Source organism: Cellulomonas fulva (assembly GCF_018531375.1).
Classification (GTDB): Bacteria; Actinomycetota; Actinomycetes; order Actinomycetales; family Cellulomonadaceae; genus Cellulomonas; species Cellulomonas fulva.
Map to the genome: position 1 here is coordinate 1,959,605 of NZ_JAHBOH010000001.1, position 12,911 is coordinate 1,972,515.

16 protein-coding genes are annotated in these 12,911 nt (G+C 74.6%); 11 read left to right on the plus strand and 5 right to left on the minus strand.

Annotation, left to right across the window (positions count from 1 at the left end; translation table 11 throughout):
* Entirely contained in the window at positions 1–477 is a 477-nt protein-coding gene (gene rimI, locus KIN34_RS08740; protein WP_214349343.1) for a ribosomal protein S18-alanine N-acetyltransferase, read from the plus strand.
* Positions 474–1,334 (plus strand): sulfurtransferase, encoded by an 861-nt coding sequence (locus KIN34_RS08745; RefSeq protein ID WP_214349345.1) that lies wholly within the window; start codon positions 474–476, stop codon positions 1,332–1,334. Before rimI ends, KIN34_RS08745 begins: the two co-directional genes overlap by 4 nt.
* 48 nt (positions 1,335–1,382) lie before the next feature.
* Here the strand turns inward: KIN34_RS08745 and KIN34_RS08750 are convergent, their stop codons facing one another.
* Positions 1,383–2,024, minus strand: coding sequence for a malonic semialdehyde reductase (locus KIN34_RS08750; protein ID WP_214349348.1), 642 nt, complete (start codon positions 2,022–2,024; stop codon positions 1,383–1,385).
* 89 nt (positions 2,025–2,113) lie between these two features.
* Here KIN34_RS08750 and tsaD point away from each other — a divergent pair, with 89 nt between their 5' ends.
* The 5 genes from tsaD (at position 2,114) to KIN34_RS08775 (ending at position 5,103) form a co-directional block, all read left to right on the plus strand.
* Positions 2,114–3,160, plus strand: a complete 1,047-nt coding sequence (gene tsaD, locus KIN34_RS08755; protein WP_214349351.1) for a tRNA (adenosine(37)-N6)-threonylcarbamoyltransferase complex transferase subunit TsaD — start codon at positions 2,114–2,116, stop codon at positions 3,158–3,160.
* Positions 3,161–3,375: 215 nt separating this feature from the next.
* A complete protein-coding gene (locus KIN34_RS08760; protein WP_214349354.1) occupies positions 3,376–3,747 on the plus strand; it encodes an ArsR/SmtB family transcription factor in 372 nt (123 codons plus the stop codon).
* Positions 3,744–4,232, plus strand: a complete 489-nt coding sequence (locus KIN34_RS08765) for an SRPBCC family protein (RefSeq protein ID WP_214349357.1) — start codon at positions 3,744–3,746, stop codon at positions 4,230–4,232. The genes KIN34_RS08760 and KIN34_RS08765 overlap by 4 nt, the downstream gene beginning before the upstream one ends.
* On the plus strand, positions 4,225–4,476 hold the full coding sequence (locus tag KIN34_RS08770; RefSeq protein WP_214349360.1) for a DUF4287 domain-containing protein: 252 nt from the start codon (positions 4,225–4,227) through the stop codon (positions 4,474–4,476). The genes KIN34_RS08765 and KIN34_RS08770 overlap by 8 nt, the downstream gene beginning before the upstream one ends.
* A gap of 72 nt (positions 4,477–4,548) precedes the next feature.
* Positions 4,549–5,103, plus strand: coding sequence for a hypothetical protein (locus KIN34_RS08775; RefSeq protein ID WP_214349362.1), 555 nt, complete (start codon positions 4,549–4,551; stop codon positions 5,101–5,103).
* Positions 5,104–5,117: 14 nt separating this feature from the next.
* On the opposite strand, the gene KIN34_RS08780 is transcribed toward KIN34_RS08775, so the two are convergent.
* Positions 5,118–6,254, minus strand: coding sequence for a glutamate--cysteine ligase (locus KIN34_RS08780; RefSeq protein WP_214349365.1), 1,137 nt, complete (start codon positions 6,252–6,254; stop codon positions 5,118–5,120).
* Positions 6,254–7,459 (minus strand): THUMP-like domain-containing protein, encoded by a 1,206-nt coding sequence (locus tag KIN34_RS08785; RefSeq protein WP_214349368.1) that lies wholly within the window; start codon positions 7,457–7,459, stop codon positions 6,254–6,256. The genes KIN34_RS08780 and KIN34_RS08785 overlap by 1 nt, the downstream gene beginning before the upstream one ends.
* Before the next feature lie 185 nt (positions 7,460–7,644).
* Here KIN34_RS08785 and groES point away from each other — a divergent pair, with 185 nt between their 5' ends.
* Positions 7,645–7,941, plus strand: a complete 297-nt coding sequence (gene groES / locus KIN34_RS08790) for a co-chaperone GroES (protein ID WP_214349371.1) — start codon at positions 7,645–7,647, stop codon at positions 7,939–7,941.
* A gap of 185 nt (positions 7,942–8,126) precedes the next feature.
* On the opposite strand, the gene KIN34_RS08795 is transcribed toward groES, so the two are convergent.
* Entirely contained in the window at positions 8,127–8,435 is a 309-nt protein-coding gene (locus KIN34_RS08795; protein WP_273544020.1) for a WhiB family transcriptional regulator, read from the minus strand.
* Positions 8,436–8,674: 239 nt separating this feature from the next.
* On the opposite strand from KIN34_RS08795, the gene KIN34_RS08800 reads away from it, so the two are divergent.
* The 3 genes from KIN34_RS08800 to guaB all read left to right on the plus strand — a co-directional run bounded on the left by KIN34_RS08800 (position 8,675) and on the right by guaB (position 12,099).
* Positions 8,675–9,655, plus strand: coding sequence for a MerR family transcriptional regulator (locus tag KIN34_RS08800; RefSeq protein WP_214349373.1), 981 nt, complete (start codon positions 8,675–8,677; stop codon positions 9,653–9,655).
* Positions 9,656–9,846: 191 nt separating this feature from the next.
* Positions 9,847–10,515 (plus strand): helix-turn-helix transcriptional regulator, encoded by a 669-nt coding sequence (locus KIN34_RS08805; RefSeq protein ID WP_214349375.1) that lies wholly within the window; start codon positions 9,847–9,849, stop codon positions 10,513–10,515.
* Between the two features lie 66 nt (positions 10,516–10,581).
* Positions 10,582–12,099 (plus strand): IMP dehydrogenase, encoded by a 1,518-nt coding sequence (gene guaB / locus KIN34_RS08810; RefSeq protein WP_214349377.1) that lies wholly within the window; start codon positions 10,582–10,584, stop codon positions 12,097–12,099.
* 7 nt (positions 12,100–12,106) lie between these two features.
* Here the strand turns inward: guaB and KIN34_RS08815 are convergent, their stop codons facing one another.
* A complete protein-coding gene (locus KIN34_RS08815; protein ID WP_214349379.1) occupies positions 12,107–12,829 on the minus strand; it encodes an exonuclease domain-containing protein in 723 nt (240 codons plus the stop codon).
* Positions 12,830–12,911: the final 82 nt, after the last annotated feature.

Sequence of the window (12,911 nt, forward strand, 5' to 3'; positions counted from 1 at the left end):
ATGAACGACCGCGCGCTCTTGACGCTGCGGCCGCTGGTGCCCGACGACGTGCCCGCGCTCGACGTGCTGGAGCGCCGGCTCTTCGGTGCGGCGGCGTGGTCGCCGGCGGGGCTCGCGGAGGAGATCGTCGGACCCGGCCGGTGGTACGTCGGCGCGACGTACGGGGCCGGGCCGCTGGTCGGCTACGCGGGACTGTGGTTCGACGGCCAGGACGCGCAGGTCATGACGGTCGGCACGGACGAGGCGTACCAGGGCCGCGGGATCGGGCGGGTCCTGCTGGACGCGCTCGTCGGCCACGCGGAGGCGGTGGGCGCGACGTCGGTGCTGCTGGAGGTGCGCGTCGACAACGAGCCGGCGCTGCGCCTGTACGCCGCGGCGGGGTTCGAGAAGCTGGGCCTGCGGCGCGGCTACTACCAGCCGGAGAACAAGGACGCGTGGACCATGCGCCTGGACCTGACGACGAGGGAGCGGTCATGACGGCACCGGGGACGCACGGAGCGCAGCCGGACGAGGTCCGGGCGGCGGTGCTCGTCGACGCGGTGACGCTGGCGGGTGAGCTCGCCGGCGACGAGCCGCCCGCGCTGCTCGACGTCCGCTGGGCGCTGGGCCGCGCCGACGGGCACGAGCAGTACCTCGCCGGGCACCTGCCCGGGGCCGTCTTCGTCGACCTGGACCGCGAGCTCGCGGCGCCGCCGAGCGCGCAGGCCGGCCGCCACCCGCTGCCCGACGTCGCGACGCTCGAGGCGGCCGCCCGGCGCTGGGGCCTGCGCGAGGGCGCGCCCGTGGTCGCGTACGACGCGAGCGGCGGCACCTCCGCGGCGCGCGCGTGGTGGCTGCTGCGCTGGGCGGGGCTGCGCGACGTGCGGCTGCTCGACGGCGGCCTGGCCGCCTGGACGGGCGCCGGGCTGTCGCTCGAGCCCGGTGAGGTCACGCCGGAGGCCGGGGACGTGGTCCTGGGCGCGGGCGCGCTCCCCACGATCGACGCGGACGGCGCGGCGGCGTGGGACGGTGCGCTGCTCGACGCGCGCGCGGGCGAGCGCTACCGCGGCGAGGTGGAGCCGGTCGACCCGCGCGCCGGTCACATCCCGGGCGCGGTGAGCGCGCCGACGGGGGAGAACCTCGACGCCGACGGCGCCTTCCTGCCCGCGGACCGGCTCCGCGAGCGGTTCCGCGCGCTGGGCGCCGCCGCCGGCGCGCCGGTCGCGGTGTACTGCGGCTCGGGCGTCACCGCGACGCACGAGGTCGCCGCGCTCGCGTCGATCGGCGTCGAGGCGTCGCTCTACCCGGGCTCCTGGTCGCAGTGGTCGCACGACCCGGCGCGGCCCGTCGCCTGACGGGCCGCGCAGCGGAGGTGCGGCGGGGGTGCGGGCTGCGCCCGTGCGTCAGGCCGTCGCCGTGACCGCGGCCCAGGGCAGGCGCGACGCGCGCGGGTGGTGCGTGCCGACGCCGTCGCGGTGGCCGACCAGCACCAGGAGCTGCGAGCGCCAGCCGGACTCGGCGAAGAACTCCGCGTCCACGCCGTCGGTGTCGAAGCCGCCGATCGGGCCGGCGTCGAGGCCCGCGGCGCGCAGCGCGGGGATGAGGTAGCCGGTCTGGATGAGGGTGTTGGTGCGGGCCATCTGCTCGCGCTGCGCGAGGTTGCCCTCGAGTGCGTCGGCCATCGCGGCGCGGTGCGGCGCCAGGACGGGGAGGTGGCGGTGGAAGGACAGGTCGGCCGCGACGACGAGGGTCAGCGGCGCGGTGCGGATGCGCTCCTGGTTGCCCTCGGCGGCGTGGGCCGCGAGGCGCGCCTTCGCCTCGTCGGACCGCACCACGAGCAGGCGCAGCGGGGTGATGTTCATCGCGGTCGGGCCCCACTTGAGCAGGTCGTAGGCCGCGGTGAGCTGCTCGTCGGTCACGGGCGCGTCCGTGAACGCGCCGACCGTGCGGGCCTCCCGGAAGAGCAGGTCCGCGGCCTCGTCGGCGATCGCGTACGTGGGCGTCGGGAAGTCGAGGCTGTCGATGGTCGCCGTCTCGGTCGTCATACTTTCATTGAAGCATCAACTATCTCGCGGTCTTCCCGGGCAACCGGTGACGCTCACCACAGCCGCGCCGCGCCTCTAGGCTGAGCGGCATGCCGTCCGCTGAGCCCCTGGTCCTGGGCATCGAGACCTCCTGCGACGAGACCGGGGTCGCGCTGGTGCGCGGGTACGACCTGCTGGTCGACGCCGTCGCCTCGTCCGTCGACGAGCACGCGCGGTTCGGCGGGATCATCCCCGAGATCGCCTCGCGCGCCCACCTCGAGGCGATGGTCCCGACGATCGAGCGCGCGCTGGGCACCGCGGGCGTCACGCTCGACGAGGTCGACGCGGTCGCCGTGACCGCGGGCCCGGGGCTCGTCGGACCGCTCACGGTCGGGGCCTCCGCCGCGAAGGCGCTCGCGATCGGGCTCGACAAGCCGCTGTACGGGGTGAACCACGTGATCGGGCACGCGGTCGTGGACGAGCTGGTGGACGGACCGTTCCCGGAGCGCGTCATGGCGCTCGTGGTCTCCGGCGGGCACTCGTCGCTGCTGATGATCGACGACACGGTCGAGGTCACCGAGCTGGGCTCGACGCTCGACGACGCCGCGGGGGAGGCCTTCGACAAGGTCGGCCGCCTGCTCGGCCTGCCCTACCCCGGCGGACCGCACATCGACCGGCTGGCGCGCGAGGGCGACCCGGAGGCGATCCGGTTCCCGCGCGGGCTGACCGCCGCCAAGGACCAGGCGAAGCACGCGACGGACTTCTCCTTCTCGGGCCTCAAGACCGCCGTCGCGCGGTGGGTCGAGGCGCGGCAGGACGCGGGCCAGGAGATCCCGCTGGCCGACGTGTCCGCGTCCTTCGCCGCCGCGGTGGCGGACGTGCTGACCGCCAAGACCATCGCGGCGTGCCGGGCGCACGGCGTCGGCACGCTCGTCGTAGGAGGCGGCTTCTCCGCGAACTCGCAGCTGCGGGACATGGCCGCGCAGCGCTGCGCGGACGCGGGGATCGAGCTGCGCATCCCGCCCATCCGCTACTGCACGGACAACGGAGCGATGATCGCCGCGCTCGGCTCCGCGGTGATCCGCCGCGGCATGCCCGCGTCGTCCCTCGACATCCCGGTCGACTCCTCGATGCCGCTGACCCAGGTCCTGGTCTAGCCCGGGGCCCACCCGGCGAACCGCCCCCCGGCGAGCTCGTCGCCGCAGCCGTGGTCGCAGCGACGATGCCCGTGACGGTTCACCACCGTGCGACGACGGGTGCGGCGACGGGTGCGACGACGGGTGCGACGACTGACGCGACCACGGGTGCGGGGACCGGTGGCGCACGGCGGGGGTCTTGCGGGCGTTCGCCGGGGTGGCTAACGTACAACCACATGGTTGTACAAAGTCTGGACCCCGCAGCCCTCGACCAGGACGAGGTGGACCGCGTCTTCGGCGCTCTGGCCGACGCGACGCGGCGCGACATCGTCGTGCGCGTGCTGCGCGAGGAGCAGTCCGTGTCGGCGCTCGCGCGCCGCTACGCGATGAGCTTCGCGGCGGTCCAGAAGCACGTGGCGGTGCTCGAGCGGGCAGCGCTCGTGCGCAAGCAGCGGCGAGGACGCGAGCAGATGGTCAGCGGCGACGTCGAGACGATCCGGGCGGCGACCCGGCTCCTCGGCGCGTACGAGGCGATCTGGCGCGGTCGCGTCGACCGGATCGACGACCTCCTGGCGGAGGACGTCGACGACGAGAGGGAAGCACGATGACGGTGGTCAGCTCGACCAAGGACGCCGAGGCGCTCAGCCTCGAGATCGTCTCCGAGTTCTCCGCGACGCCGGACCGGGTCTGGCAGGTCTGGGAGGACGCGCGCCAGCTCGAGCGGTGGTGGGGTCCGCCCGAGTGGCCCGCGACGTTCGTCGACCACGACGTGCGCGTCGGCGGGCGCTCGTCCTACTTCATGACCGGACCCGACGGGACCAAGGCCCACGGCTGGTGGGAGTTCGTCGCCGTCGACGCGCCGCGATCGCTGAGCTTCGACGACGGGTTCGCCGACGACACGGGGCGCCCGACGGACTCGATGCCCGTGACGCGCGCCGTCGTGCGGATCGAGGAGGTCCCCGCCGGCACCCGCATGACGATCACCTCGACGTTCCCGACGCTCGAGGCGCTCGAGCAGCTGGTCGCGATGGGCATGCTCGAGGGCATGACGCTGGCGCTCGGTCAGATCGACGCGATCCTCGCCGATGCCTGAGGCGACGCCCAGGTCGGGGACGGCCTCCTCGCCGGTCACGGGCCCCGCCTCCTACTTCCCCTCCATCGAGCGGACGTACGGGCAGCCGGTCCAGCACTGGCTCGATCTGGTGGACGCCCGGCCGGCCGACGAGAAGCACGGCGCGACCGTGGCCTGGCTCAAGGCCGAGCACGGCCTGGGCCACGGCCACGCCAACGCGCTCGTCGCCTACGCGCGGGCGCGCCGGGGCGCCGGCGCGGACTGAGGCAGGGCTCCGCCGTCGAGACCCCGGGGGCGGAACCCTGTCGGACGGCCTCCCGCTGCCGATCGGGACGGTGTGGGAGCCGAGCTGCTGGTCGTCGCGCCGGTCGCGGTCGCGACCGTGTGGTGCTTCTCGAGCGGAGCCGCCGCGGTCCGTCGCCGCGCGGCGGAGATCGCCGAGCTCCCGGTCACCTGGCGGCGTGTCCACGTCGCGCCCGACGCCGAGGGCTGCCCCGGGATCGAGCTCCTGGTGCCCGGCGCGGGCAGCTCCTCGTCGCTCGGCGACCTGCGCGCGCGGGACATCGGCGGCGGCACGGTCACGGTGGAGGTCCTCGGCCTCGTCGGACCGGGCGGCCCGGCCGGCGCGGCCGACCGGGCCGTGCCGACGGGGCGCTACCCGCTGGGCGAGGTCAGCGAGCAGGTGGACACCGCCGCCGGGCCGGCCTGGCGCCGCACCGCGTGGACCGAGTCGGTCGTCGTCACCGACCTGCACCTGGACCACGCGGGGTGGGCGTTCGTGGTGCGGCTGCGCAGCGGCTGCCAGCACGACGAGGTGCTCGCGTCCGCGGAGCGGATGCTCGCGAGCTGGCGGTGGGTCGAGCCGGCCGCGTCGCAGCGGGCAGCCGGCTGACCGCGGCGCGCCCGCTACAGGGGCTTGCCGGCCTTCATCTCGCCGACCAGCGACGTGACGACCGCGTCCAGGTCGCCCGCGTTGCGCCGGGCCACCGCGCGCTGACGCTGGTAGGAGGCTCCGCGGCGCAGGATCACCCGGACCTGCTCGAGCTCCTCGCTGCAGCCCAGCCGCTCGGCGACCGGCGCCAGGACCGTGAGCCAGTGCGCCACCGAGTCGGTGACCAGCTCCTCGTCACCCGCCGCGTCGGTGATGACGATCGCGTCCATGCCGTAGCGCGCGGAGCGCCACTTGTTCTCCTGGACGAACCACGTCGGCATGGTCGGCAGCTCCTGGCCGGCGTCCAGCAACGACGAGAAGTGCTCGACGAAGCAGTGCGTGAGCGCGGAGATCGCGGTCACCTCGAGCAGGTTCGTCGCGCCGTCGGCGATGCGCATCTCGAGCGTGCCGAACCGCGGCGCGGGCCGGACGTCCCACCGCACCTCGTCGAACTGGTCGATCACGCCGGTGTGCAGCATGTCCCCGACGTACTGCTCGAGCTGCGCCCACTCGTCGAACTGGTACGGCAGCCCGGCCGTCGGCAGCTGCTGGAACAGCAGCGCGCGGTTGGACGCGTAGCCGGTGTCCTTGCCGCCCCAGAACGGCGACGACGCGGACAGCGACTGGATGTGCGCGAAGACGGTCAGCATCGCGCGGGACAGGGGCAGCACCTTGGCGCGGTCCTCGACGCCCACGTGGACGTGCACGCCGTAGATCAGCATCTGCCGGCCCCACCACTGCGTGCGGTCGATCAGCGTGGCGTAGCGCTGCTTGTCGCTGACCTTCTGCGTCGCCCAGTGCGCCGACGGGTGCGTCCCGCCGCCCATGAGGTCGATGCGCAGGGGAGCGGCGGCCGCGGCGACCTCGTCGAGCGCACGCCGCAGGTCCTCGCCCGCCTGGCCCACGGTGACGCACTTGCCCGACGAGACCTCGACCGTGTTGCGCAGGAGCTCCTGCGTGATGTTGGGGTGGTCGGTCCCCACGGCGTCGAAGATCGCCTGCGCCGCCTGCCGCAGGTCGCCCGAGTCGGCGTCGACGAGCGCGACCTCCCACTCGATGCCGACGGTCGAGCGCTCGCTCGTCGCGAACGGCAGGTGCACGGGTGCGGCCATCAGCGGTCCTCGCCCCCCGCGCCCTGCTCGCCGGCCAGCGGGTCGACGACGAGCACGCTCTGGTGCCCGGCGAGACGCGTGAGCACGATGGTCGCCTCCTGGTCCCCGCGCAGGTCGAGCTGCCGGCGCAGCTGCTCCGGCACCACCGCGGTGCCGCGCTTCTTGATCGTGAGCCGGCCGACGCGGTGCTCGCGCAGGTACGTGCGCAGCCGCTTGAGGCCGAACGGCATCTGGTCCAGCACGCGGTAGCCCGTGGCGAAGGGCGTCGCGTGGCGCTCGTCGGACGTCACGTAGGCGATCGTGGGGTCGACGAGCCGGCCGCGCACCTCGAGCGCGACGTCGCCGACCAGCCCCGCGCGGATCACCGCGCCGTCGGGCTCGTACAGGTAGGCGCCGACCGCGCCGACCTGCGCGTGCGCGAGCTCGTCGGGAGCGAGCACGTGCGCCTGGCCGGCGGCGAGGACGAGGGCCGAGCGGCCCGGTCCCTCGGGTGCCAGCGGGCCGAACCACAGGCCGAGCTCGACCACGTCGCCGCCGACCGAGACCCACTGCGCGCGGGCGTCGGCGGGCAGGTCCTTGTGCGCGATGCCGGGGCCGAGCTTGAGCCCGAGGGCCGGGACGCGGTCGCGGACCGCGAGGACCGCGTCGAGCGGCGGCGCGTACGCGCGCGGGTCGAAGACGCGCGAGCCGCCGGCACGCCGCGCAGGGTCGGCGAACACGCCGTCGACGTCGGACAGGTCCAGCGTCAGGCCGTCGGTGTGCCGGACCACCGCCTCGGGGAAGTGGCGCAGGTTCACCGTCGCGATGGCGGCCGTCATCTCGTCCAGCTCTGCCGCGGTCACCCGCAGCCCCACGCCCGCCAGCGCCAGGGCGTCCGCGCCGATGCCGCAGGTGAGGTCGGCGACGTGCGTCAGCCCCGCGTCGCGGTACCGCCGCGCGTGGTGGGCCGCGACCTCGAGCCGCGTCGCCTGCTCGAGCCCGTCCGGCGTGAAGAGCATGCCGTCGGCGAAGTCGCCGAGCTTGGCGTGCGCCTTGGCGCGTAGCCGCGACTGCGTCAGCGCCGCGGACACCAGGGAGGGGTGCAGACCCTCGGCGCGCAGGCGCTCGGCGAGGGGCATCGCCAGGCGCTCGTCGTACGGCGGGAGCGCGGACAGCAGCGCCCACCCGTCCGGGGCGAGCAGCCGGCTCAGTCCGTCGGCGTCCATGGTCGCGATCCTTCCACGCCGCGCCGACGCTGGCACTCGGGTTGACCGAGTGCTAGTGCGTTTCTAGAGTGAGGTCGTTGGCACTCTCGTCGTGAGTGTGCCAACGCGCCCGGCCTCCGGCACCCGCGACGACGGCGGCAGGCGCTCCACCCTGAACCACTCAACACGTGAAGGGGAGGTCCGCAGTGTCGGTCTCCATCAAGCCGCTCGAGGACCGCATCGTCGTGAAGACGCTCGAGGCGGAGACGACGACCGCATCCGGTCTCGTCATCCCGGACAGCGCCAAGGAGAAGCCCCAGGAGGGCGAGGTCCTGGCGGTCGGTCCGGGTCGGATCGACGACAAGGGCAACCGCGTGCCGCTCGACGTCGCAGTCGGTGACAAGGTCATCTACTCGAAGTACGGCGGCACCGAGGTCAAGTACGCCGGCGAGGAGTACCTCATCCTCTCGGCGCGCGACATCCTGGCGATCGTCGTCAAGTGATCGTGCCGTCGGGCCCGTCGCCCCGCGCGACGGCCTGACGAACGACGAAGGCCCCGTCCTGGTGGACGGGGCCTTCGTCGTTCCCCGGTGGGTCCGGAGGCGGGTGGCGCGCGGCCGTGCGGAGGCGGCGGCGCCGGTGCTGACGGGAGCTGCTCAGCGGATCACGCGGTTCCTGCGGTGAGGGTTCAGGCGGTGGTGCGGCGGACGGTGACCGCGCGGCCCCGCTCGGCGAGGATCGCGGCCCGCTCGTCCTCGGACAGGCCGCCCCAGACGCCGTAGGGCTCGCGCACGGCGAGCGACTGCTCGCGGCACTCGTTCAGCACCGGGCACGTGGCGCAGATGGCCTTCGCGGCCTCCGCGCGCCGGCGCCGGGCCGATCCGCGCTCGCCCTCGGGGTGGAAGAAGAGGTCCTGGTCGGCGTCACGGCAGGCGCCGTCGAACTGCCATTCCCACAGGTCCATCACGGGACCGGGCAAGCGGGAGATCTCGGCCATGCGTCCTCCTCGATCGAGTTGACCCGTCTCAGGTCGTCGGCCGGGTGGCGCGACGTCCTTGCGGTGAGCGAGACGTTACAACCGCGCCAGAAGTTGGTCAAGACCCGTTCGACGAACCGGTCGGCTGGCGCGATCTGCGAGGTTCGTGGCGCGCTCGTCGGCCGGGTTGTCCCGTTCTGCGTGGTAGGTGCCCTGCCGAACGCCCGCGCGCGGTGGCGGTTGCCTGGCAGAATCGCGCCATGACCTTGCCGCAGGGGGACTCCTCCGGGACGGCGTCCGCGGCAGCCGCGCCGGACGCGGACGCCTCGCGTGTCCCCCGCGGCGCCGGCGGACCGCTCACGGTCGCCGCGGTCGCCGCCCGGCTCGGGGTCGCGCCCGCGACGCTGCGGACGTGGGACCGGCGGTACGGGCTGGGCCCCAGCGAGCGCTCCGCCGGGTCCCACCGGCGGTACACCGGGGTGGACGTCGAGCGGCTGCTCGTCATGCGCCGGCTGACCCTCGACGGCGTCGCGCCGGGCGACGCGGCACGGCTGGCGCTCCTCGCGGACCTGGGGCCCGCGGGTGCGGGCACCGCGCCGTCGACCGCGCCCGGCGGCGGGGCGGCCGCCACGCCGGCCGCGCTGCTGGACGCCGCGCTCGCGGGCGACCGCGCGGCGTGCGGGCGCCTCGTCGCGCTGCGCGCGGGGGCCGGGCGGGGCGAGATCGAGGAGTGGTGGGCCGGGCTGGTCGAGCCGGTGCTGTCCGACGTGGCGCGGCGCACCGTGGTGGACCGCCCCGGCCAGGACGCGGGACTGGTCCTGCGCGGCTGCGCCGCCGAGGCGATCGCCGCGTGGCTGCCGGAGGGTCGGCGCGGCGCCGTGGTGCTGGTGCTCGTCCCGCCCGGCCAGGAGCGGCCGCTCGTCGCGCAGGCGCTCGCGGCGGCGCTCGTCGCCGGCGGGGCCGACGCCCGTATCGTCGGCGGGCCGGTCGGGCGGCGGCACGCGCTGGAGCTCGTCGTGATGACGCGGCCCGTGGCGCTCGTGACCGTGTCCGCGCGCGCCGACGCCGACCTGTCCCTGGTCGACGAGGTCGCGGCCGAGCGGCCCGACCTGCCCCAGCTCGTGATGGTGCCGGACGGGGGTGCACCCGTGCCGGTCGGGCCCTCCGTTCAGCGCTCGCGGTCCTTCCGTGGCCTGCTGCACGAGGTCCTCGCGCTCACGGGGGGTGCGCCGAACGGGTGATCTCGCGCGGGGGCCTGGGTGAAATAGCCCGGTCGGGGACGTCGGCATTCCGCCCAGAGGGCGTCACGCCCCCACGAAGCGCCCGACACCCCTGTCACGCCCGCACTAACGTCGCCTGGGCGAGGGGCCGATAGCACAGTACCGACCCGTTCGGGTGACGTCCGGGTGAACGCGACCAAGAAGGAGTGCCGATGGCTGGGGTGGTGGTCTGCCATGCCTCGACGACCGTGCGTGAGCGTCTCGTCGTGACGTCGATCGGCGTCCCGACGCTCAGCCCGGTGCGGGCGGCAGCGACCGTCGACGAGCTGCTCGCGCACGCGCGTCGCGTCCCGCCGACCGTCGTCCTGCTCGACGCCCACATCCCCGCACCCGGAGCGGGCGAGGCGATCCGCCGGCTGCGTGCGGTGGCCCCCGGCGCGGCGGTCGTCGTCCTCGCGGCGCCCGACGACGCGGCCGCCCTCGACCGTGCCCTCGCACTGGGCGCCCGCGGCTTCCTGGCCCCGGACGTCGGCCGCGCGGAGCTCTCCGCGGTCGCGGCGCACGTCCTGGCGAGCCCGGTCGTGCCCGGCGCGACGCGTCCCGTGGTGGACGTGCCGCGTCCGGCCGTGCCGGTGCAGGAGTCCGCGGACCTCGCCGACCCGGCGCCCGAGCCGGTCCGGCCGGCGGTTGCGCTGACGAAGCGCGAGATCGAGGTGCTGGTCGGCATGAGCAACGGCCGGTCCAACGCCCAGATCGGCGCCGAGCTGTTCCTCTCCGAGGACACCGTCAAGACCCACGCGCGCCGCCTCTTCCGCAAGCTCGGGGCGAACGACCGTGCCCAGGCCGTCGCCATCGGTCTGCGCGGCGGCATCATCCGCTGACCGCGCGTCCGTCCGCCCGGCGGACGGGGCGCCGGGAGCGCTCGTCGGCCGACGTATCCTGACGTGATGACGGGACCCGACTCGCCGGCCGACCCCTTCGCGCGCATCGGCCTGACCTACGACGACGTCCTCCTCCTGCCCGGAGAGACCGACGTCATCCCGAGCGAGGTCGACACGACCGCCCGGCTCACGCGGGAGATCAGCGTCCGCGTGCCGCTGCTGTCCGCCGCGATGGACACGGTGACCGAGTCGCGGATGGCGATCGCCATGGCCCGTCAGGGCGGCATCGGCATCCTGCACCGGAACCTGTCGATCGCCGACCAGGCGCACCAGGTCGACCGGGTCAAGCGCTCGGAGTCCGGCATGGTCACGGACCCGGTCACGGTCTCGTCCGACGCGACGCTCGCCGAGCTCGACGCGCTGTGCGGCACGTACCGCGTCTCCGGTCTGCCGGTGGTCGACGCCGACCGTCGCCTGCTCGGCATCATCACCAACCGCGACCTGCGGTTCGTCCCCGCGGGCGAGTTCGAGACGCGCCGCGTCCGCGAGGTCATGACCGCGATGCCGCTGGTCACGGCCCCCGTCGGCATCGACCGGGACGACGCCGCCGCGCTGCTCGCCAAGCACAAGATCGAGAAGCTGCCGCTGGTCGACGACGCGGGCGTGCTCCAGGGCCTCATCACGGTCAAGGACTTCGTGAAGTCCGAGCAGTACCCGATGTCGACCAAGGACGCCGAGGGCCGGCTCGTCGTGGGGGCCGCGATCGGCTTCTTCGGCGACGCGTGGGAGCGGGCCACGGCCCTCGTCGAGGCCGGCGTGGACGTGCTCGTCGTCGACACCGCCAACGGCCACGCGCGGCTGATGCTCGAGATGGTGAACCGGCTGAAGACCGACCCGTTCACGCGTCACGTGCAGGTCATCGGCGGCAACGTCGCGACGCGCGAAGGCGCCCAGGCGCTCGTCGACTCCGGCGCGGACGCCGTGAAGGTGGGCGTCGGGCCCGGCTCGATCTGCACCACGCGCGTCGTCGCCGGCGTGGGCGTCCCGCAGGTCACCGCGATCTACGAGGCCGCGCTCGCCTGCAAGCCCGCGGGCGTCCCGGTGATCGGCGACGGCGGTCTGCAGTACTCCGGCGACATCGCCAAGGCGCTGGTCGCCGGCGCGGACACCGTGATGCTGGGCTCGCTGCTCGCCGGCTGCGACGAGTCGCCCGGCGACCTCGTGTTCGTCAACGGCAAGCAGTACAAGCACTACCGCGGCATGGGGTCGCTCGGTGCCATGGCGTCGCGCGGTCGCGTGTCCTACTCGAAGGACCGGTACTTCCAGGCGGACGTCGCGTCCGACGAGAAGATCGTGCCCGAGGGGATCGAGGGGCAGGTGCCGTACCGCGGGCCCCTGGGCGCCGTGGCGCACCAGCTCGTGGGCGGGCTGCACCAGTCGATGTTCTACGTCGGCGCGCACACGATCCCGGAGCTGCAGCAGCGTGGGAAGTTCATCCGGATCACGGCGGCCGGGCTCAAGGAGTCGCACCCGCACGACATCCAGATGACGGTCGAGGCCCCGAACTACACGTCGCACCGCTGACGGTCGGTCACCGCGCCGCGGGCTCCGCGGCGCGGCCCATGAGGGCGTCGAGGACGGCCTGCGCGGCCTCGGCGGCCTTGCGGGCGTGGTACGCCGCGCGCCAGGCGGCGACCGCGACCGCCTGACGGTCGTGCAGCTCCTGCGCGGTGGCGTCCGCGAGCACCGGGGAGGCCGCGAGCACCGCGTCGAGCACGTCGAGGGTGGCCAGCGTGTCCGCGTCGGCGGTGTGCAGGAGGCCCGTCGTCACGTCGTGGTGCTCGCAGAGGTCCACGAGCCGGCGCCCGCCCTCGCGGTCCGGGTCCGCCATGCGGTCCAGGACCATGGGGTCGAGCACGGGCCGCACCGGCCCGCCGAGGCGCTCGGGCAGCGTGGGACGTCCGTACCGCGCCAGCTCCGCGTCGAGCACCGCGAGGTCGAACGAGGCGTTGTACGCGACGAGCGTGCCGCCCGCGCGCACGTGCTCGACCAGGAGGGCGGCGATCTCCTCCAGCGCCACGGCAGGCGCGGCGCCGTGCGCCCGGACGTGCTCGGTGCTCAGGCCGTGGATCGCGCCCGCGGCCTCGGGGATCTCGACGCCCGGGTCCACCAGCCACGTGCGCACGTGCGTGCCCGTCGCGTCCCGGAGCACGAGCGCGGCGCTCACCACGCGGTCCCGCCGGACGTCGATGCCCGTCGTCTCCGTGTCGAACCCCAGCAGCGCCCCGTGCCGCCCGTCCGTCGTCCTGGTCATGTCGCCCTGGTCATGTCGTCCTGGTCATGTCGTTCTGGTCATGTTCGTCGTCCTCGTCATCGCCGTCAGCATCGCACCGCCC